We start from the raw sequence: 20,117 nt of genomic DNA on the forward strand, positions 1-20,117 counted from the left end.
GCGGTCACCGATGCGATCGCCATCGAATTTTTAGGCCGCCCGCAGCAGCATGCCGAACAGGTCGCGCGGGTCGTCCGGGTCGGCAATAATATCGAGCTTCTGGAAGTAGTCCGTACCCGCCAGCCTCTCGCGCACATAGCGCAGGGCGGAGAAATCCTCGATCGCAAAGCCGACGCTGTCGAACAGCGTGATCTGCCGCTCGCTGCTGCGGCCCGGTGCCCGGCCGGCGACGACCTGCCAGAGTTCAGTAATCGGATAGTCCGGATCCATCTGCTGGATCTCGCCTTCGATGCGGGTCTGCGGCGGATATTCGACGAAGGTGTCGGCGCGCAGCAGGATGTCGCGGTGAAGCTCGGTCTTGCCCGGGCAGTCGCCGCCGATGGCGTTGATGTGCACGCCGGCGCCGACCATGTTATCGGTCAGAATGGTCGCGAACTGTTTGTCGGCCGTACAGGTGGTGATGATGTCGGCGCCTTCGATGGCGGTCTGGGCCGAGGTGCAGGGCATGAGCCGCAGACCCGTTCCGGTGAGGTTGCGCACGGTCTTTTCCGTCGCCTTCGGATCGATGTCGTAGAGGCGGACTTCCTCGATGCCGAGAACCGCCTTCATCGCCAGCGCCTGGAATTCCGCTTGCGCGCCGTTGCCGATCAGGGCGAGGCGGCGCGAATTGGCCGGTGCAAGGTGGCGGGCCGCCATCGCCGAGGTCGCCGCCGTGCGCAGGGCCGTCAGGAGCGTCATTTCGGTCAATAGCACCGGATAGCCCGTCGAGACCTCCGCCAGCAGGCCGAGGGCTGTGACGGTCTGCAATCCCCGAGCCATGTTCTTCGGATGGCCGTTCACATATTTGAAGCTGTAGACCGCTCCGTCGGACGTCGGCATCAGCTCGATGACGCCGTCATGCGAATGGGAGGCGACGCGGGGAGTCTTGTCGAAAAGCTCCCAGCGACGGAAGTCCGCTTCGATGGCGTCGGTGAGTTCGACCAGCATGGTTTCAATGCCGACATGATGGACGAGCCGCATCATATTCTCGACGCTGACGAAGGGAATGAAGGCTTTTTCCGAAGGGAGCGGTGCGGGCATCGTCATGTCCTCAATGCAATTGTTTCCCATAGGGTAACAAGCGGATCGATTGACTGAAATCGCAAAACTGTGTCAGTTCTGGTATTGCTTTGTACGAATTGCCTAATGTTTTTGGCGGAAAACGCAAAATGGGATTACGCAATGGCGCTTGCCAAATATATTCCGGACGATCTTGATCGACGCATCATAGCGCATTTGCGGGCGGATGGCCGCGCTTCGCTTTCCAAGCTATCGGATGCCCTGGGCGTCGCGCGCGGTACCGTGCAGAACCGGTTGGACCGGCTGATCGAGACCGGCACGCTTCTCGGCTTCACCGTGCGGGTGCGCGAAGATTATGAAGAGCAGACCGTCCATGCCGTCATGATGATCGAAGTCGTCGGGAAATCGACGACCCAGGTCATCCGCAAGCTGCGCGGTCTGCCCGAGATCTATTCGCTGCACACGACCAACGGCAATTGGGACCTGGTTGCCAATATCCGCGCAATCAGCCTTTCGGACTTCGACCGGGTCCTGCGCGAAGTGCGCATGATCGACGGCGTTGCCAATAGCGAAACCAGCCTGCTGCTCAGTAGCCTTTGAAGATGCCGATGTCGTCGAGGCGGCGGCGCGCTTGAAAACGCGTTGCATGTGTTGTTATGATTTCGCATGGACCTCGCTTTGCTCGCCCACGCCCTTGCCTGGACCGTCCTCGGCCTGATCGTCGTGACCACGGTCGTCCCGGTTCGGACGAGGTATCCGTTCATGGCGCCGGCAAATGTCGACAGCATGGTCCCGTTTGGTCTTCTGGGTTTCCTGTTCGTCATGGCTTACCCTGACGACCGTCGCATCGTTGCCTTGGTGTGCATATCGATCGCGGCGGCAAGTGAAACGCTTGCCCTGGTCCTGCCGGAGAAGTGTCTGCGGATCGAGCGCGCGATCCTGAAAGTGCTCGCCACGGTTTCGGGCCTGCTTTTGGGAGCCTTGTTGATGGCGCTCATGCAGCAGGCGTTATAATCCCGCCTCTGTGCAGCCTATCTTCCATATACAACCTAGCGATCCGAAGGCCTGCCGCTTTGGCTTTCCAGCCGGTAGCGGTTGCCCGGATAAACCAGCCGGGCCGTGGAAACGACGCCGCGCGTCGACCATGTGCGCCGGCGGATCGTCAGGCAGGGCTCGGTTTTCAGGATCGTCAGCAGCTTGCATTCCCAGGCTTGCGGCATGACCGCTTCGACCACATGTTCCGAGCCGCTCAAGGGCGCGACCGCCGAAAGATAGGCGTTTGGCGTCATGCCGATGAAATCCTGCTGCAGGTAGTCGGGTGCCGCCTCCGGATGGACATGCCTGTCCTCGATCTGGACCGGCACCCCGTTTTCGCTATGCACGATCAGCGAATGAAAAACCGGCGATCCGATGTCGAGTTCCAGCGCATCGGCAACGTCGGGTGATGCGGCTTCCCGGGCCAGCACGATCACGGTTGCCTGGTGGGAATGGCCGCGTTCGGCGATTTCCTCGGCGATGTTGCGCACTTCGAACAGGGCGGATGCGCCCTTGCGTTCGGCGACGAAGGAACCGACGCCCTGGATGCGGACCAGTTCGCCCTCGCTGGCGAGTTCGCGCAGGGCGCGATTGGCTGTCATCTTGCTGACGCCAAGCTCGACCACCAATTCGTTTTCGGAAGGAACGCGATATTTGGGCGGCCACTCGCCACTGTGGATGCGGTCGAGTATCATCTGCTTGACACCGGCATAGAGAGGTGCGGTGTCATTTTCCGCCAGTTCGCGTCTCATCTCGCCGGAGCGCTTCATTGCCTATTCCCTTTGCACCGAGTGAATCTGCCTCGAAAACAACTTTCCCACTTGCATATCATAAATTATCTCATATGGTACCCTATACAACCTCGCAATCAATCCTAAAAATAAATTGGGAAAGCGGGCAAGCCGGCGAAGATCGGTAGGAAGTGCTGAAAGGCCAGTTTTCAACCTCAGAGGAGCTCTACACGATGAAATTCAGTGCAATTCTCTTGTCAGGCGCCATGGCCGCCGCCGCGTTCGCGGTCCCGGCTGCCGCCAAGGACTGGAAGACGGCGACGATCACCCTGGAAGGTGCCTACGCCCCGTGGAACATGACCAATGCCGACGGTACGCTCGGCGGCTTCGAGCCGGAACTTGCCAAGGTCCTGTGCGAACGCGCCAAGATCGACTGCAAGCTTGTCGCTTCCGATTGGGACGGCATGATCCCGGCGTTGAATGCCGGCAAGTTCGACGTGATCATGGATGCGCTGTCGATCACCGACGAGCGCAAGCAGGTCATCGGCTTCACCATTCCCTATGCCGCTACGCCCGCCGCCTTCGCGACCGCGAAGGATAGCCCGCTTGCCAATGCCGCCGGCACCGGCGCCACGATCAAGATGACCCCCGGCCAGACCGGCGTCAAGGAAATCGACGTCCTGAAGGACGCCTTCAAGGGCAAGACCATCGGCATCCAGGCTGCAACCGTCTATGCCAAGTTCGTCTATGACAATTTCGGTTCGATCGCCACGATCCGCGAATACAAGACCGGCGCCGACCGCGATCTCGACCTGCAGAACGGCCGTATCGATCTCGGCTTCGACGATGCGGTTTACTTCGCGAACGCCTTCGCCAGTGCCAATGACTCGCTCGCCTTCACCGGCCCGGAAATCGCCGGCTCCATCTGGGGCGAGGGCGAAGGCCTCGGCATCCGCAAGGCCGATACCGATCTGCGCGACAAGCTCAACGGGGCGATCAAGTCTGCACTTGCCGACGGCACCATCAAGACCCTGTCGATGAAGTGGTTCAAGGTCGACGTCAGCCCGGAATGATCGGTTCGGCCTTCGGGCCGTTACCATCGGTCTCCGGCTTTGCCGCCGGAGACCGTATGATATGCTGACGCCTGAAACTGCCACGGACAGGGATTGGATCTATGGCAACCTTGCAACTGCTGGGCTTCGGCCCGAACGGCTGGGGCGCGCTGCTGCTCGTTGCCACCTTGATGACGCTCGCCGTCACGGCGACGGCTTTGGCCATCGGGGCTGTGCTGGGTGCGATCGTCGCCTCGGCAAAGCTTTCCGGCAACCTGCTCTTGAAGACCCTCGGCAACGTCTACACGACCGTCTTTCGCGGCGTACCGGAACTTTTGATCATCTACCTTATCTACTTCGGCGGCTCTTCGGCGGTCACTTCGGTCGGCCAGTGGCTCGGCTATGAGGGCTTTCTCGGCCTGCCGTCCTTTGCCGCGGGCGCCCTTGCCGTCGGTATCATTTCTGGCGCCTATCAGGCGGAAGTGTTCCGTGGCGCTTATCTTGCCATTTCCAAGGGTGAGCTGGAGGCGGCTTCGGCGATCGGCATGCATGCCGGCCTGCGCCTGCGCCGCATCATCATTCCGCAGGTCGTGCGCTACGCCATTCCCGGCCTCGGCAACGTCTGGCAGCTCAGCCTGAAGGACTCCGCCTTGATCTCTGTCACCGGCCTTGCCGAGTTGATGCGCACCAGCCAGGTCGCGGCCGGCTCCACGCGGCAGTACTTCCTCTTCTTTATCGCCGGCGGGATTCTCTACCTGATCCTGACCAGCCTGTCGGATCGCATCTTCAACAGGGCGGAACGACGCGCCAACCGCAGCATGCCGGCTGCGACAATCGGCCAGGCTTGAGGAGCGGCAAATGGATTTTACCTTCCTCTCGAGCACCATGATCACGCTGCTGCAGGCGGTGCCGATGACACTCCTGCTGTTTTCTCTGTCGATCGTATCAGGCGGTATTCTCGCCCTCGTCATCGTCGCCTTGCGCGTGAGCGGCAATCCGATCCTGTCGGGCTTTGCCAAGGGTTATATCTTCGTCTTTCGCGGTTCGCCGCTGCTGATCCAGATGTTCCTGATCTTCTATGGCTTGGCGCAATTTTCCATCATCCGCTATTCGTTCCTCTGGCCCTTCCTGCGCGAGCCCGTGGTCTGCGCGATCCTGTCGCTGGCGCTGTGCACGGCCGGCTATACGGCCGAGATCTTCCGCGGCGGTATTCGTGCCGTTTCGCCCAAAGAGATCGAGGCGGCGCGCTCGATCGGCATGTCTCGCCTCCTGCTCGTGCGCCGCATCATCGCGCCGATCGCCTTCCGGCACGCTCTGCCGGCCTATTCGACCGAAATCGTCCTGATGATGAAGTCGACGGCGCTCGCCAGCCTGGTCACCGTCTGGGAAGTCACAGGCGTTGCGCAACGGCTCATCTCGCACACTTATCGCACGATGGAGGTCTTCCTCTGTGCCGCGATTATCTACCTCGTGCTGAATTTCGTCATTCTGCAGGCCATGGCCCTGCTGGAATATTCCTTGTCCCGCCATCGCCGCGCCATTCCGCCGGCGCTGAAGGCCTAAAGCGTACAGGAGCAGGCAAATCATGCCAGATGTCACCCGACTTTCCGTCCGCAACATCCGCAAGAGCTTCGGTACTCATGAGGTCTTGCGCGGCATATCGCTCGATGCTCAGGATGGCGATGTGATTTCGCTGCTCGGCGCTTCCGGCTCGGGCAAATCAACCTTCCTTCGCTGCATCAACCTCCTTGAGATCGCCACGGATGGCGAGATCTGGGTGGATGGCGAGCAGATCCGCATGATCCACAAGAATGGCCGCAGCCGTCCGGCAAGCCACAAGCAGGTGGATCATATCCGTTCCGAACTCGGCATGGTCTTCCAGAGTTTCAATCTCTGGTCCCATATGACGATCCTGCAAAATATCATCGAGGGGCCGGTTCATGTCCTGAAGCGCCCGCGCGCCGAGTGCATCGCCGAGGCCGAAGCGCTTCTCGAGAAGGTCGGCATTGCCGACAAGCGCCATGCCTATCCCGCCCATCTCTCCGGCGGCCAGCAGCAGCGCGCGGCGATTGCCCGCGCGCTTGCCATGAAGCCGAAGCTCATGCTGTTCGACGAGCCGACCTCGGCGCTCGATCCCGAGCTCGTCGGCGAAGTGCTGCGCGTCATGCGCTCGCTCGCGGAAGAGGGCACGACGATGCTGGTCGTCACCCACGAGATGAGTTTTGCCCGCAACGTCTCCAACCGCGTCGTCTTCATGAAGGAAGGGCTCGTCGAAAGCACCGGCACGCCGGACGAGATGTTCGGCGGCGGCGCATCGCCGGCCTTCCGCCAGTTCATCGGCCATTTCGGAACCGGGCAATGACCGTCACGATCGACAAGCCGATTTCCTGGCGCGAGGTCGCGCGGGTCGGTGCTGGAGAATCTGTTGCGCTGTCCGATGCAGCCTGGGAACGCGTTACCGAGGCAAGCCGTATCGTCGAGCGGATCGTGGAAACGGGCGTGCGCGCCTACGGCATCAATACCGGCGTCGGCGCCTTGTCCGATACGGTGGTCGATCGGGATTCCCAGAGCCGGCTTTCGCGCAACATCATCTTGAGCCATGCCTGCGGCGTCGGTCCGCTTTTGCCGGCGCGCGAGGTGCGCTCCATCATCGCGGCGCAGATCGCCAATTTCGCCCATGGCCATTCTGGCGTACGGCCAGAGATCATCCGATATCTGGCCGCGTTTCTCGAACATGAGTGCATTCCGGAAGTCCCGTCCAAGGGGTCTGCCGGTTACCTCACGCACAATGCCCACACCGCCCTCGTCCTGATCGGCGAGGGCAGGGCTGTCGTGAAGGGCAAATCCATTGATGGCACCGAGGCGCTTTCGGCGATCGGTTTGAGCCCATTGGTGCTCGGTGCCAAGGAGGGCTTGAGCCTCGTCAATGGCACGGCCTGCGCCACCGGATTGTCGGCCCTTGCAGTTTCCCGCGCCGAACATCTGCTTGATTGGGCCGACGCCATCGCCGCCCTGACGCTAGAGGCAGCCGGCTGCCAGGTCGCGGCTTTCGATGAGAACGTGCTGGCGCTTCGCCCGTCGGCTGGCATCGCCAAGGTCGGGCGCAGATTGCGCAACAGACTGGATGGCAGTGGCCTCGTTGCGGCCGCCCTTGGGCGACGGACGCAGGATGCATTGAGCCTGAGGTCTGTCCCTCATGCCCATGGCGCCGCCTGGGATATCTTCGAACAGACGGCTCGCATCGTCGATCAGGAATTGGCGTCCGTGACGGACAATCCGGCGGTTTCGGGCACGCCCGAGCAGCCGGTCGTCTCCTCCGAAGCCCATGCCGTCGCTCCGGCCCTTGGTCAGGCAGCAGATAGCCTGGCGATTGCGATTGCCCAGATTGCTGCCATGAGTGAGCGGCGGATGGATCGTCTCGTCAATCCGCTGGTCAGCGGCCTGCCGCCGTTCCTGGCGAGCGACGCCGGCAGCCATTCCGGCTTCATGATCGCGCAATACACCGCCGCGGCGTTGAGCAACGACAATAGACGGCTGGCTGCTCCCGCCTCCCTCGACGGCGGCCTCACCTCCGGCCTTCAGGAAGACTTCCTTGCCCATCCGACCGCTGCTGCCAACAAGCTGCTCGCGATCCTCGACAATGCCGAATACATCCTGGCGATCGAGCTGATGGCGGCGGCGCAGGCGCACGACTTTCTGGTCTCGCAAGGGACGCGGGCGCCGGGAACAGAGCGTGTCTACGCCGCGGTTCGTTCATGCGTGCCCGTTTATGGCGATGATCGTCCCTTGAATGCGGATATCGAAGCCCTGCGGGCCATGATCGCCGAGGTCGCGCCGCCTGCCGAAGGCGAAACTGGAGCATAATATGTCCGCGGAATTCGACGTTGCCGTCATCGGGCTCGGCGCGATGGGAAGTGCTGCATTGTCCTTTGCAGCGGCTCGCGGCGCAAAGGCAATCGGGATCGAGGCGCATTTCCCCGCCCATGCGCTCAGCTCCTCGCATGGCGACAGCCGTCTGATCCGCCTCGGCTACTTCGAGGATCCATCCTATGTTCCGCTGCTGAAGCGAGCTTATGAAAACTGGCGCTCGCTGGAGGCAAGGCTGCGCGCCGAGATCCTGACGGTCACCGGCGTCCTGCAGATCGGCGCGCCCGACAGCAAGATCGTCAGCGGCACGCGCGCATCCTGCGACATGCATGGATTGCCGCATGAGATACTCGACCGGGACGCCATGAAGCGCCGTTTTCCGGCTTTTGCACTGGAGGAAGGCGAGGTCGGCCTGCTCGATCCGCAGGGCGGCTATGTCAGACCGGAAGCTGCGATCATGGGCTATCTGAAGCTTGCGGCGGAGGATGGTGCCGTCCTGCATTTCGGCGAACGCGTCGTTTCCATCGAGCCCGACGATACGGGCGTGACGGTTGTTTCCTCGACGGGACGATATCGCGCCCGCAAGGTGATCGTCGCAACCGGCGCATGGATCGCCGAGCTCGTGCCGCAGCTGAAGGCGCATGCGCAGCCGATCCGGCAGGTGGTCGCCTGGTATCAGCCGAAGGATGGTTTCGTTGCCGAACCACGGCGCATGCCCTGCTTCCTGCGCGACGAAGGCGCCGAGGGTTCCTATTTCGGCTTCCCGGCGATCGGCGTCGATGGCGTGAAAATCGGCCGCCACGCGCATTTCCGTGAACCGATCGACCCCACGATGCCCAATCCGCCGGTCAATGACGCCGATACCGATCTGCTCGACAGTTTCGCCCGCAATCGCCTGCCGGAGGCAGCGTCGTTTCGCGTGCGGGCGACGACCTGCCGCTATACCATGCTGCCTAGCGAGGATTTTCTCATTGATCGAGTCCCGGGCCTGCCTGATATCGTCGTGTCTTCGGCCTGCTCCGGCCATGGCTTCAAGTTTACGAGCGTGGTCGGCGAAATCCTTGCGGATTTGGCGCTTGAAGGCGGAAGCGCATTGCCGACCGCCCTGTTCTCCTTTGAGAAGCATTTTGGCGAGAAGTACTTTGGCGGCTTGCGGGCATAGGCCGCCAATCCCGTCGGCAATTTAGCCGAGCGTCATGCGCCGCAGCACGTCCGATCTGAAATAGAAGTGCTGGACGAGTGCGCCGAGGATGTGAAGGACGACGACGATCCAGAGCAGGGACTTGATCGGACCGCCATGGACGAAGGCCGCCGTGTCGATCCCCAGATAGTAGGCTGCCATTCCCGACAGCGGCATCGCAAAGATCAGCACATAGAGCAGAACGTGCGTCAGCCGCGCGATATAATGCAGGAAGGCGGGCTGATTGTCCGGCGTGGCGGGAAGGTCGGATGAAAATCTGACCGCAAGGCGCATGATGGCGAGCAACAGGATGGCGATGCCGGCATAGGCGTGGATATTGGCGCTGGCGATATCGGCCGACGAGGGCGTCTGGCCGTTGCGGACCAGATGCCGCCACGCGTTCATTCCATCGGGAAACAAGAGATTGAAAAAGATGAGCAGGGCCATAAGCCAGTGAAGAATGCGTTGCGGAACGGAATAGGTGGATCTGGTGGACATCGGATCTCCTTAGATCGGAAATGTTCTAAAGATAGAACGTGATTCTAACGAGAACCTGAACGCCACCGAGAGCCCGGACGGCCGTTTAAGAGCCTCCGGGCTCTCGTATCAGCTCAGCACGGCGCGCGGCTCAAGGAAAGACTCCAGACCATGCGTGCCGAATTCGCGGCCGATGCCCGATTGCTTGAACCCGCCGAAGGGGGCGAGCGGTTCGTGCGACGCGCCATTGATAACGACACGGCCTGCCTCGATGCGCTCGGCGATCCGCTTTGCCCTGGCGATATCGGAGGAGAAGACATAGGCTTGCAGGCCATAGGCCGTATCGTTGGCGATTTCGAGCGCGTGCGCTTCATCGCGATAGGGGATGACGCAGAGCACAGGCCCGAAAATCTCCTCCCGCGCGATCCGCATATCGTTGTCGACGCCGGAGAAGATCGTCGGACGAACGAACCAGCCGCGATCGAGCCCTTCGGGGCGGCCTTCTCCGCCCGCGATCAGCCGAGCGCCTTCTTCCTGTCCGAGGCGGATATAGGATTGGACGCGATCCCACTGCTTCTGGCTGACCATCGGGCCTATCTTGACGGCGGGATCGCTCGCATCGCCGACCTTGTGCGCCGCGACCGCATCGGTCAGTCGGTCGTGGATTTCCGCCAGTCGGCTTTCAGGCGCGAGAATGCGGGTGCCGGCGATGCAAGCCTGGCCGCTATTGGCAAAGCCGGCGGCCAAGACCTGCGGGATGACGGTATCGAGATCGGCATCATCCAGGATGATGTTCGGGCTCTTGCCGCCGAGCTCAAGCGTCACGCGCTTCAAGGTCGCTGAGGCAGCCTGAAGGATCGCCCGTCCCGTCACCGTGGAGCCGGTAAAGCTGATCTTGGCGATATCGCGGTGGCTGCTGAGGGCAGCGCCCACCACATGGCCATGGCCGTTGATGATGTTGAAGACACCATTCGGCAGGCCGGCTGCATGCAGGCATTCGGCGATGAGCTGCGTCTGGATCGCGCTCATTTCGGAGGGCTTGATCACCATGGTCGTGCCGGCGGCAATGGCGGTCGCAAGCTTGCTGCAGATGAAGCCGTAATTGCTGTTCCACGGCGTGATCGCGGCTGCGACGCCGGCGGGCCGCATCTCGATTTCAGCGTGGCCGATACGGCGCCGGAATTCATAAGTTTCGAGCGTCTTGGCCATGTGGAGAAACGCCGTGGCGGCATGCGGCACCGAAAAGCAGATGAAGGCTGCCGGTGCACCATATTCCTCGCGCATGGCGTCGGTGAGATCAGACGCGCGAGCCGCGACGGCATCGTGTAGGCTTTGCAGCATGGCAATGCGCTCGGCCTTCGAGCTTTGCGACATCGCCGGAAATGCCGTCTTGGCGGCGCCGACGGCACTGTCGACATCCTGTTCGTCGCCAAGGCGCACCGTGCCGATCTGCTCCTCGGTGGCCGGGTTGAAAAGCGGAGCCTCGTCCTTGCCGTGCGGCTGAACGAAGCTGCCGTTGATATAGATGGTGTCGATGGTGCGCATGAACGTCTCCTTTATCTTCACGAGAGAGGTAGGATGCGCTACCTGATCGGTGTAGCTGGACAAAGCGGAACAGGCTGATGAGGAAAATCGCGCAATGAAGGCAAGCCTTGCGGAGCTCGAGGCGATCGCGGCGGTTGCCCGGCATGGCGGCTTTCGCGCTGCCGCCCGCGAACTCGGCATGTCCCCGTCGGCGCTCAGCCACGCGGTCGCAGCGCTGGAGGAGCGCCTGTCCGTGCGGATTTTCAATAGAACGACGCGCAGCGTGACCTTATCGGAGGCTGGCGAGCGCTTCGTGGCGGATATCGCGCCGGCGCTGGCAGTGATCGACAGGGCTATCGAGGATGCCGGCGGGTCGTCGGGATCGGTGTCGGGCACGCTTCGGCTCAACATGGCACCCGGCGCGGCGCGGATGCTTTTGGTTCCCCTCATTCTCGAATATGGGCGGCGCTATCCGAACGTGGACGTCGAGATCGTCACCGATAACGCCTTGGTCGATGTGATCGGCAAGGGCTTCGATGCCGGCATTCGGCTTGCCGAGACCGTGCCGACGGATATGGTCGCAATACCTATCGTTCCGACGCTGCGCTCGCTCGTCGTCGGCTCACCCGCCTATTTCAGCAACAGGCCGCGCCCGCTCGTTCCGGGCGATCTCTTGCAGCATCGCTGCATCCGCGCCCGCATGGCAAGCGGCCGGCTTTATCGTTGGGAATTCGAGCGGCACGGTCAGGCCATTTTGATCGACGCGCCGGGAAGTCTCACTCTCGATGCTTCCGATCTATTGTTGAGCGCTGCCCTCGATGGGGTGGGGCTGGCCTATATCAGCGAAGCGTCTATTGCCGATCACATAGACGCGGGCAATCTGATCTCCGTGCTGGAGGACTGGAGCCCGCCTTATCCGGGTCTCAGCCTCTATTTTGCCCAGCGCCGCCAGATGCCGGCACGATTGCGCGCCTTGATTGATCTGATCCGTGAGCGCAACGCCTCCCGCTGATGATCGGCGAAGGATTTGCGCCTGGAAGGCTATAGGAAGCAGGCGGCGGCCCATTCATGAGACCGCCGCTGGCTTAACTTATTTGCCGGCCTCCTTGGCCGCCTTCTCGATCACGGCGGCAACCTTTTCCGGCTGCGAGGCGAAAACGGCGTGGCTTGCCTTGATTTCGGTCACGTCGCTGCCGGCGCGCTTTGCCATATCGCGCTCAAGGTCGGGATTGATGGAGCGGTCGTTGGTTGCAACGACGGCCCAGCTCTTCTTCGCCCGCCAGGCCGGCTCGCCGATCTTGGCGGTAAAGGCGGCCTTTGATGCAAAGACCTGCGATTTCGCCAGGAAATCGGCTTCGTCCTTCGGCAGGTCGGCGGCAAAGTCGGCTGCGAATGTTGCCGGATCCAGATAGAGATACTGGCCGTCCTTGGTTTCGCGGATGTTCATGCTACCCGCCGGCTTGGAGCTGGCGAGGCTGATCAGGCTTTCGCCCTTATCCGGCTGAAACGCGGCGACATAGACGAGGCCGGCGACATCCGGGTGGTTGCCCGCTTCGGTGATGACCATGCCGCCATAGCTGTGACCGACGAGCAGGCTTGGCCCGTTCTGAAGGTCGAGTACGCGGTTGGTCGCGGCGACATCGTCGGCGAGCGAGGTGATCGGCTCCTGGACGACCGTGATCTTGAAGCCGTCCTTTTCCAGGATCTCGGCAGTCTTGCGCCATCCCGAACCGTCGGCAAGGGCGCCGTGAACGATGACGATGTTCTTGATCTCGGCTGCCTGCGCCGCAAATGCGACGGTGCTTGCGGCAAAGCCAAGGGCGGCGATGGAGAGAAAACGGGTATTCATGGTGTGACTCCTGTCAGTTGAGGTTCATGCTTGGGTGGGATGGTAATTTCAGCCGAAGGTGAAGGCGTAGGCCTGGACCCCCGGATCGAGGAAACGGATCTCGAAGTTGCGTGCGGTAACGTCACCGGACTGGCGGACGAGCTGGTAGAGCTTGGTTGCAGTCACGGTGCCATTCCCGGCGTCGTCGATATCGGAGCCGTGGTCGGCGCCGGGCGCCTTTCCGTCCACGGTCACCTGGAAGCGGATCGGTTTTCCGTCGGACGCCGGCCCGAGGACGAGATGCAGGTCGCGGGCGCTGAAGCGATAACTGATGCCGCCGCCCGCCTTGTCAAGCAATGCCTGTTCCTGGCCGATAGTCCAGGTTCCTGCCAATCCCCATTGGTTGAGGCCGGGATTGGCAATCGAATAGTCGGCCGCAGTATCTGCCTTCACGCCTTCAGGGGAAGCAAAGCCTGTTGCCTGCTTGTAGCCGACATAGGTCTCGCCCGAGCGGATATGGCCGAGGTCCGGGCCTGCTTCCGCACCCTTTGCATCCGGAACGACTGGCCCGTCTTGAGCCATGTCGCTGCCCGCTTCGCGCAGAAGGTCCTGGATCGCCTGTTCGGTCTGGCGATAGTTGCCTTCGCCGAAATGCTGGTAGCGGACCTGTCCCTTGGCATCGATCAGGTAGTGGGCGGGCCAGTAGTTGTTCTCGAAGGCGCGCCAGATACTGTAGTCGTTGTCGATCGCGACCGGATAGCCGATCTTGAAGTCTGCAATCGCCTTCTTGACGTTGTCGACATTCTTCTCGAAGGCGAATTCCGGAGCATGGACGCCGATCACGACGAGGCCCTGATCCTTATACTTTTCCGCCCAGGCACGAACATAGGGGATGGTGCGGATGCAGTTGATGCAGGAATAGGTCCAGAAATCGACGAGCACGACCTTGCCGCGGAGCCCGGTTGACGTCAGCGGCGCGGAGTTCAACCAGGTGACGGCGCCGTCGAGCGAAGGGGCGGGGCCTTCGATGGGAAGGTCGCTGTGGAACGGGCGTGCCGTGTCGGTGGCAACCTTCACGACGCCGTTGCTGGCGACTTCGGTCCCCGGGCTTGCAGACTTGCTATGCAGCTTCTCCAGCAAGGCCTGCTCGAAGGAGCCGGTGCTTGCGTAGGAGAGGCGGGCGAGCAGGCCGGTGTCGAGGCCAAGGGCGATGGCTGCCACACCTGCCAGAACCGCAGCGCCCGCAAGCTGGCGGATGCGTTCGCTGACGCCGAGAGACCGCTTCATGCCGGCAAAGATCCTGCCGCCGGCAAAGAGAGCAACGGCAAGCGAGGTCGCAGCGCCGGCGCCATAGGCCAGCAGCAGGAATGTCGTCTGCAGATTGGCGCCCTTCAACGCGGCGCCGGTCAGGACGAGCCCGAGGATCGGGCCGGCGCATGGCGCCCATAGCAGCCCGGTCGCAATGCCAAGCACGAAGGAGCTTTTGACGTTCGATGTCGCGCGGCCATTGCCCGCGGTGTTCAGGAGATTGTTGCCGAGATCGATGGCCGGCCGAGACAGAGCGCTCGCGATGCGGGGCGAAATCAGGCTCAGGCCTAAGAGGCCGAGCAGGACGATTGCCGCGAGGCGACCATATTCATTGGCACGGATTGCCCAGGCGCCGCCGATCGCAGCAAGGGTTGCGACGAGCGCGAAGGTCAGCGCCATGCCTGCAAGCATGGGCAGCGTGCTCCTGACGAAGGGCTGACCGGCGCGGGCAAAGACGAAGGGGAGAATGGGCAGGATGCACGGACTAAGGATCGTCAGCGCACCGCCAAGATAGGCTATGATGAGAAGCGTCATCGTCTTGTTCCTTTAGAAGCAATTGACGGGCTGCGGACGGCGACGCGCCGTGCTCAGCAGTGACGCTATCTGCCGTTGGCGACGTATCTCGAATGTGTCTGGCTCTATGGGAGAATGTACCGAAACGTCGATCTTCTCGGCTTCGATACACTGCGATACAAACTGAAGGATGCCGGCGCGATTTTGCCGGCGCTTCAGGCGCTGCTAGTCCCTAGCCGATCAAAGGAAGTGATTGTATCAGACTGTATCTGCACGGTCCGAAGCTACACAGGCATTCAAAAGCCCGCTGCTTGCGACACATCGGCGATACATGCGGCTGGTTTTGTCAGCTTCACGATCCAATCGACAGGAGAGACAGATGTCTGAGGAAATCAATCACAATCGCCGCCGCTTCTTCGGTATTGCCGCCATTGCCGTCGCGGCCGCCGAATTCGGCCTGCCCGCTATCGCCGGTGCTGAGGAGGCCAAGGCTTCCGCTTCGACCCTGCCCGCCGTCAAGGCCGGCAGCCATACATCCTTCGGCGCGCTGAAGCAGATAGATGCGGGCGTGCTCAATGTCGGTTACGCGGAAGCCGGCCCGGCTAATGGTCCGGTCGTCCTGCTGCTGCATGGCTGGCCCTATGACATTTACAGCTTCGTCGATGTCGCGCCGCTTTTGGCCGGCGCCGGCTATCGCGTCATCATTCCCTATCTTCGCGGCTATGGCACCACCAACTTCCTTTCGAAGGACACGCCGCGCAACGGCCAGCAGGCAGCGCTTGCCGCCGACATGATCGACCTTCTCGATGCGCTGAAGATCGAAAAGGTTGTCGTTGCCGGTTACGACTGGGGCGGCCGCACCGCCGACATCATGGCCGCACTTTGGCCCGAGCGTTGCAAGGCGTTGGTGTCGGTCAGCGGCTATCTTATCGGCAGCCAGGAAATCAACCGCAAGCCACTGCCGCCAAAGGCCGAGCTTGCCTGGTGGTACCAGTTCTATTTCGCCACCGAGCGCGGCCGCCTCGGCTATCAGGAAAACCGGCATGATTTCGCAAAGCTGATCTGGCACACCGCCTCGCCGCAATGGGCTTTCGACGACGCCACCTATGATCGATCGGCCGCCGCTTTCGACAATCCGGATCACGTCGATATCGTCATCCACAATTACCGCTGGCGCCTGGGTCTCGTCGAAGGCGAGGCGAAGTTCGATGCCGATGAAAAGAAGCTCGCCGCCGGGCCGATGATTTCGATCCCGACGATCACCATGGAGGGCGACGCCAACGGCGCGCCGCACCCGGAGCCCTCGGCCTACCGCGGCAAGTTCTCGGGCAAGTATGAACATCGCACCATCACCGGCGGCATCGGTCACAATCTTCCCCAGGAAGCGCCGCAAGCCTTCGCCCAGGCTGTGATAGATGTTGATCGTTTCTAGTTCGGCGGTAGTGTGCGAGCGGGAGCTAGCATAGGCTGGCGCCCTCTGCCGTTGGCGCGATGAGGGATGACTATTCGTAGGTTGGTGCTTACGATGTTGAGTGGGAAATCAAAATGGAGCATGTCGACCATATCCTGGTCGTGGATGACGATCGGGAAATCCGCGAGCTGGTGTCCAGCTATCTGAAAAAGAACGGCTTGCGGGCGACGACAGCTGCCGACGGCCGGCAGATGCGCAGCTTTCTCGAGGCCAATTCCGTCGATCTGATCGTGCTCGACGTGATGATGCCGGGCGACGATGGCCTGGTGCTGTGTCGTGAGCTTCGCGCCGGAAAGCACAAGGCGACGCCCATCCTGATGCTGACGGCGCGCAGCGACGAAATGGACCGGATTCTCGGGCTGGAGATGGGGGCGGACGATTATCTGGCAAAGCCGTTTGCCGCCCGCGAGCTTCTGGCCCGCATCAAGGCGGTTCTGAGGCGCACCCGCATGCTGCCGCCCAACCTGCAGATCAGCGAAGCCGGCCAGATGCTGGCCTTCGGCGATTGGCGGCTGGATACGGTCGGGCGTCATCTGCTCGACCGGGATGGAACGGAGATTACGCTCAGCGGCGCCGAATACCGTCTGCTGCGCGTCTTCATCGACCACCCGCAGCGGGTGCTCAATCGCGATCAGCTGCTGAACCTGACGCAGGGCCGTGATGCCGATCTCTTCGACCGATCCATAGACCTTCTCGTCAGCCGTCTTCGCCAGCGTCTGGGGGATGATGCGCGCGAGCCGGCCTACATCAAGACGGTTCGCAGCGAAGGCTATGTCTTCTCCGTTCCGGTGGAAATAACGGAGCTTCGCTCATGACCATGGCGGACTTGCCAGGTCACAGGCCGTGGTGGCCCAGTACCATGCGTGCACGCATTTCGCTGATCCTGCTGGCCGGGCTGGCGATCGCCTACGGCCTATCCTTCAGCGTGCTCTATATCGAGCGCTACATGTCGGCAAAGGCGGTCATGCTCGGCACGCTGGAGAACGACGTCGCGACCTCGATCGCGGTGCTCGATCGCCTGCCGGCGGATGAGAGGGCGAATTTCGTCGATTGGCTCAGCCGCGGCAATTATAATTTCGAGCTGGGCAACGGCCTGCCAGGCGTGCCCGATACCTCGACCCATGGTGCGGAGATCGCCGCCAAGATAGAGGATGCGGTCGGCCATCGCTTTCCCATCCGCATGGAATCGATACCGGGCCCGATCTCGCGCCTGCAGGCGCATCTCAATCTGAGCGATGGCAGTCCGCTGACGATCGATGTCACGCCGAAAGGCGTCATGCCGATGGCGGCTTGGCTGCCCTATGTCTTCGTCGTCCAGATGCTGCTGATCGTCCTTTGTATCTGGTTTGCCGTTCGTCAGGCGACTCGTCCGCTCGCCGAGCTTGCAGCCGCCGCCGATGCGCTCGATCCCAACAAGAAGAGCCAGGCATTGAGCGATCGGGGACCAAGCGAGGTGGCCCATGCCGCCAGGGCCTTCAACGCCATGCGCGACCGAATCGCGCATTATCTCGAAGAGCGCGTGCAGATTCTCGCCGCCATCTCGCACGACCTGCAGACGCCGATCACGCGTATGCGCCTGCGTGCCGATATTGCCGATGATTCGCCCGAGAAGACCAAGCTGCTGCAGGATCTTAGCGAGATCGAGCGTCTGGTGCAGGATGGGATAGCCTATGCACGCAGCGCCCATGGCAATGGCGAGAAGAGTGCGCGAATCGACCTTGCCTCCTTCATCGAGAGCATCAGCTACGATTATCAGGACACCGGCAAATCCGTCGAGATTCTCGGTCTCATTCAGGGGACGGCGACAACGAAGCCGCATGCGCTGCGTCGGATTCTCACCAACTTCATCGACAATGCCCTGAAATTTGCCGGCGCGGTGGAAATCGCCGTGGAGCGCAGGGGTACGGGTGAGATTGCGATCACCGTTCTGGATCGTGGCCCCGGAATTCCGCAGGACCAGATCGAGGCGGCTATGCAGCCCTTCTTCCGGCTGGAGCAATCGCGCAACCGCAACACCGGTGGTACGGGACTCGGCCTTGCGATTGCACAGCAGCTCGCCCAGACACTGGGTGGTTCCGTCAGACTCTATAACCGCGAAGGCGGCGGTCTCGCGGCCGAAGTCGTCATTTCCTGATCGCCCGTGGAAAGGATTTTTAGGTAACTGGCCTTCTGTTAGCCTGGACGGCAGCTAAATCCACCCAAACAGCCACGCTAGTAGCAACAGGACCGCAACTAGCGCCAGCCAAAGCAGGAATCGCTCTTTGGATACCCGCTTGGCATCCTCTTTGGAAACAACTTGATATGCCTCCTTCCGAGTCTTCTGCGCGTCTCCGTCGAGATCGACGTGTCTCGAAATGTTGTTTGGTCTCGTTTTGCACCAAGCGTATCTCCGATTCTCTATTCGCCCTTTTTACTCTACTTACACTTACCAGGATCTTTGTAAGCGTTTGTATCCGGCCTATTAGGCTCTACGTTTTGTGACACTTCCAGCGATTCCGGAAACATGCCGGATACGTCGATCCATCAAAAACAACTCCGTCAACAGACGTCGTCCCTCACAACACAACAGAGCGACGACGCAACAAAGGAGTGTTCCATGACCAAGATCGACAAGGTTCTCTACACCGGCAGAACGCACACCATCGGCGGCCGCGACGGTTTCGCGCGCAGCGATGACCATCAGCTTGATATCAAGCTTTCGCCTCCCGGCAGCGCGCATGCCGGCACCAATCCCGAGCAGCTCTTTGCGGCCGGCTGGTCGGCCTGCTTCATCGGCGCGATGGGCCTTGCCGCTGGCAAGCGCAAGGTCAAGCTGCCGGCCGATCTTGCCGTCGATGCCGAAGTGGATCTGGGCACTACGGAAGGCGCCTATTTCCTGCAGGCGCGCCTGACCATCAGCATGCCCGGCATCGAGCCTGAGCTGGCACGGACGCTGGTCGAAGAAGCCCACCAGACCTGCCCTTACTCGAAGGCCACTCGCGGCAATATCAATGTCGAGCTGAAGCTCGCCTGAGAACAGCTCAAGCGTCGATATTGCGCGCCGTACCGGAGGGCACGGCGCGCGGAATCGTTAATTTTTATTGCATCGGATATCAGCCAAAGCAGCCTGTGCTTTGCGCCTGGAGGATTACATGAGACCTATCATTCTTCTCCTTGCGGGAGCTGCGATTTTCACCGCGCCATGCGTCTACGACCCCGGCTCCAACGAGCCTTCGGCGCTTGCGAGCATCGCTGTTTTATGGGGCGGTTCGGGCTCGAATGAGAGCCCGCGTTAACCAGTTGTTAACCATATCAACGGTACACAAGGGCAACGATTTATTCACATAGATGACCAAAGTGCTAACAGACGCTCGCTCGATCCGTATCAAGGGCCGCTCCTTTCTTGCGGTCATGCTTTCGCCGGATCTTCCGCTGGACCAGTGGTTGATCAGGCTTGACGACCTCGCAGCCCGTTCGGCCGGCTTCTTCCTGGGGCGGCCGGTCGTGCTCGACATTACCGATCTGCCGATCGACAAGGCGCAGCTCAAGGAGCTGATTGCGGAGCTTTCGGCCCGCAACGTCAGTATCATGGGCATCGAGGGCGGTCGTCCGTCGATTGCCGGGCCTGGCATGCCGCCGATACTGAAGGGTGGGCGTCCGGCTGCCGATTTCGAAGTCTCCGAGGCCGAGCCGGTGGTGGAGCTGCGCAACAGCGAACCGAAGCCAGCGCTGCCGGAAATCCGGCCGGTCACGCAGTCGCTGATCATCCGCGAGCCGGTGCGTTCGGGGCAGTCGGTCATCTTTCCCGAGGGCGATGTCACCATCATCGGTTCGGTGGCGTCCGGCGCGGAAGTCATCGCGGGCGGGTCGGTCCACATCTATGGCGCCCTTCGCGGCCGCGCCATGGCGGGCTCGATCGGCAATGCCTCGGCGCGAATCTTTTGCCGCAAGCTCGAGGCCGAGCTGCTGGCGATCGATGGCATCTACAAGATGGCGGAAGACATATCACCAGGCCTCAGGGGGCAGGCCGTTCAGCTCTGGCTGGATGGCGAAACGATCATGGCCGAAAAACTAATCTGAGCCGAAGCCGGCC

At 61.5% G+C, this 20,117-nt stretch carries 21 protein-coding genes; 15 read left to right on the top strand and 6 right to left on the bottom strand.

Annotated features, from left to right (window positions below; all coding sequences use genetic code 11):
* Nucleotides 1-30 precede the first annotated feature (30 nt).
* Nucleotides 31-1,080 (bottom strand): ornithine cyclodeaminase, encoded by a 1,050-nt coding sequence (locus CCGE531_RS19915; protein ID WP_120669216.1) that lies wholly within the window; start codon nucleotides 1,078-1,080, stop codon nucleotides 31-33.
* Nucleotides 1,081-1,221: 141 nt separating this feature from the next.
* On the opposite strand from CCGE531_RS19915, the gene CCGE531_RS19920 reads away from it, so the two are divergent.
* A complete protein-coding gene (locus CCGE531_RS19920) occupies nucleotides 1,222-1,659 on the top strand; it encodes an Lrp/AsnC family transcriptional regulator (protein ID WP_120667118.1) in 438 nt (145 codons plus the stop codon).
* A 66-nt stretch (nucleotides 1,660-1,725) separates the two neighbouring features.
* The gene (locus CCGE531_RS19925; RefSeq protein ID WP_120667120.1) at nucleotides 1,726-2,073 is read left to right on the top strand and encodes a hypothetical protein; all 348 of its coding nucleotides are present in this window, start codon (nucleotides 1,726-1,728) and stop codon (nucleotides 2,071-2,073) included.
* A 35-nt stretch (nucleotides 2,074-2,108) separates the two neighbouring features.
* On the opposite strand, the gene hutC is transcribed toward CCGE531_RS19925, so the two are convergent.
* Entirely contained in the window at nucleotides 2,109-2,864 is a 756-nt protein-coding gene (gene hutC / locus CCGE531_RS19930) for a histidine utilization repressor (protein WP_120667122.1), read from the bottom strand.
* Between the two features lie 194 nt (nucleotides 2,865-3,058).
* Here hutC and CCGE531_RS19935 point away from each other — a divergent pair, with 194 nt between their 5' ends.
* From CCGE531_RS19935 to solA, 6 genes are all read left to right on the top strand, one after another.
* On the top strand, nucleotides 3,059-3,898 hold the full coding sequence (locus CCGE531_RS19935; RefSeq protein ID WP_120669218.1) for a transporter substrate-binding domain-containing protein: 840 nt from the start codon (nucleotides 3,059-3,061) through the stop codon (nucleotides 3,896-3,898).
* Nucleotides 3,899-3,999: 101 nt separating this feature from the next.
* Nucleotides 4,000-4,725, top strand: a complete 726-nt coding sequence (locus tag CCGE531_RS19940) for an ABC transporter permease subunit (RefSeq protein WP_120667124.1) — start codon at nucleotides 4,000-4,002, stop codon at nucleotides 4,723-4,725.
* A gap of 10 nt (nucleotides 4,726-4,735) precedes the next feature.
* Nucleotides 4,736-5,440 (top strand): ABC transporter permease subunit, encoded by a 705-nt coding sequence (locus CCGE531_RS19945; protein ID WP_120667126.1) that lies wholly within the window; start codon nucleotides 4,736-4,738, stop codon nucleotides 5,438-5,440.
* Between the two features lie 22 nt (nucleotides 5,441-5,462).
* Nucleotides 5,463-6,239 carry an ATP-binding cassette domain-containing protein gene (locus CCGE531_RS19950; RefSeq protein ID WP_120667128.1) on the top strand — a complete coding sequence of 259 codons (777 nt, stop codon included), beginning with the start codon at nucleotides 5,463-5,465 and terminating at the stop codon, nucleotides 6,237-6,239.
* Complete coding sequence (gene hutH, locus CCGE531_RS19955; RefSeq protein WP_120667130.1) at nucleotides 6,236-7,741, top strand: histidine ammonia-lyase; 1,506 nt, start codon at nucleotides 6,236-6,238, stop codon at nucleotides 7,739-7,741. Before CCGE531_RS19950 ends, hutH begins: the two co-directional genes overlap by 4 nt.
* Nucleotide 7,742: 1 nt before the next feature.
* Entirely contained in the window at nucleotides 7,743-8,906 is a 1,164-nt protein-coding gene (solA, locus tag CCGE531_RS19960) for an N-methyl-L-tryptophan oxidase (protein ID WP_120667132.1), read from the top strand.
* Nucleotides 8,907-8,927: 21 nt separating this feature from the next.
* Here solA and CCGE531_RS19965 read toward each other — a convergent pair whose 3' ends face one another.
* Together CCGE531_RS19965 and CCGE531_RS19970 are read right to left on the bottom strand one after the other, a co-directional pair.
* Complete coding sequence (locus tag CCGE531_RS19965; RefSeq protein ID WP_120667134.1) at nucleotides 8,928-9,422, bottom strand: cytochrome b/b6 domain-containing protein; 495 nt, start codon at nucleotides 9,420-9,422, stop codon at nucleotides 8,928-8,930.
* 108 nt (nucleotides 9,423-9,530) lie between these two features.
* Nucleotides 9,531-10,946 (bottom strand): aldehyde dehydrogenase family protein, encoded by a 1,416-nt coding sequence (locus CCGE531_RS19970; RefSeq protein WP_120667136.1) that lies wholly within the window; start codon nucleotides 10,944-10,946, stop codon nucleotides 9,531-9,533.
* A 94-nt stretch (nucleotides 10,947-11,040) separates the two neighbouring features.
* Here CCGE531_RS19970 and CCGE531_RS19975 point away from each other — a divergent pair, with 94 nt between their 5' ends.
* On the top strand, nucleotides 11,041-11,937 hold the full coding sequence (locus CCGE531_RS19975; RefSeq protein ID WP_120667138.1) for a LysR family transcriptional regulator: 897 nt from the start codon (nucleotides 11,041-11,043) through the stop codon (nucleotides 11,935-11,937).
* Between the two features lie 78 nt (nucleotides 11,938-12,015).
* Here CCGE531_RS19975 and CCGE531_RS19980 read toward each other — a convergent pair whose 3' ends face one another.
* Complete coding sequence (locus CCGE531_RS19980) at nucleotides 12,016-12,774, bottom strand: alpha/beta hydrolase (protein ID WP_120667140.1); 759 nt, start codon at nucleotides 12,772-12,774, stop codon at nucleotides 12,016-12,018.
* Between the two features lie 48 nt (nucleotides 12,775-12,822).
* A complete protein-coding gene (locus CCGE531_RS19985; RefSeq protein WP_120667141.1) occupies nucleotides 12,823-14,595 on the bottom strand; it encodes a cytochrome c biogenesis protein DipZ in 1,773 nt (590 codons plus the stop codon).
* A 358-nt stretch (nucleotides 14,596-14,953) separates the two neighbouring features.
* Here CCGE531_RS19985 and CCGE531_RS19990 point away from each other — a divergent pair, with 358 nt between their 5' ends.
* The 6 genes from CCGE531_RS19990 to minC all read left to right on the top strand — a co-directional run bounded on the left by CCGE531_RS19990 (nucleotide 14,954) and on the right by minC (nucleotide 20,104).
* Nucleotides 14,954-16,006 (top strand): alpha/beta hydrolase, encoded by a 1,053-nt coding sequence (locus CCGE531_RS19990; protein WP_120667143.1) that lies wholly within the window; start codon nucleotides 14,954-14,956, stop codon nucleotides 16,004-16,006.
* 113 nt (nucleotides 16,007-16,119) lie between these two features.
* Nucleotides 16,120-16,860, top strand: coding sequence for a response regulator (locus CCGE531_RS19995; protein ID WP_120667145.1), 741 nt, complete (start codon nucleotides 16,120-16,122; stop codon nucleotides 16,858-16,860).
* Nucleotides 16,857-18,179, top strand: a complete 1,323-nt coding sequence (locus CCGE531_RS20000; RefSeq protein ID WP_120667147.1) for a HAMP domain-containing sensor histidine kinase — start codon at nucleotides 16,857-16,859, stop codon at nucleotides 18,177-18,179. The genes CCGE531_RS19995 and CCGE531_RS20000 overlap by 4 nt, the downstream gene beginning before the upstream one ends.
* A gap of 462 nt (nucleotides 18,180-18,641) precedes the next feature.
* On the top strand, nucleotides 18,642-19,058 hold the full coding sequence (locus tag CCGE531_RS20005; RefSeq protein ID WP_120667149.1) for an organic hydroperoxide resistance protein: 417 nt from the start codon (nucleotides 18,642-18,644) through the stop codon (nucleotides 19,056-19,058).
* Nucleotides 19,059-19,176: 118 nt separating this feature from the next.
* Nucleotides 19,177-19,320, top strand: a complete 144-nt coding sequence (locus tag CCGE531_RS20010) for a hypothetical protein (RefSeq protein ID WP_245459314.1) — start codon at nucleotides 19,177-19,179, stop codon at nucleotides 19,318-19,320.
* Nucleotides 19,321-19,372: 52 nt separating this feature from the next.
* Nucleotides 19,373-20,104, top strand: a complete 732-nt coding sequence (minC, locus tag CCGE531_RS20015; RefSeq protein WP_120667151.1) for a septum site-determining protein MinC — start codon at nucleotides 19,373-19,375, stop codon at nucleotides 20,102-20,104.
* The last annotated feature ends 13 nt before the right edge of the window (nucleotides 20,105-20,117 follow it).

This window comes from Rhizobium sp. CCGE531 (genome assembly GCF_003627795.1).
Classification (GTDB): Bacteria; Pseudomonadota; Alphaproteobacteria; order Rhizobiales; family Rhizobiaceae; genus Rhizobium.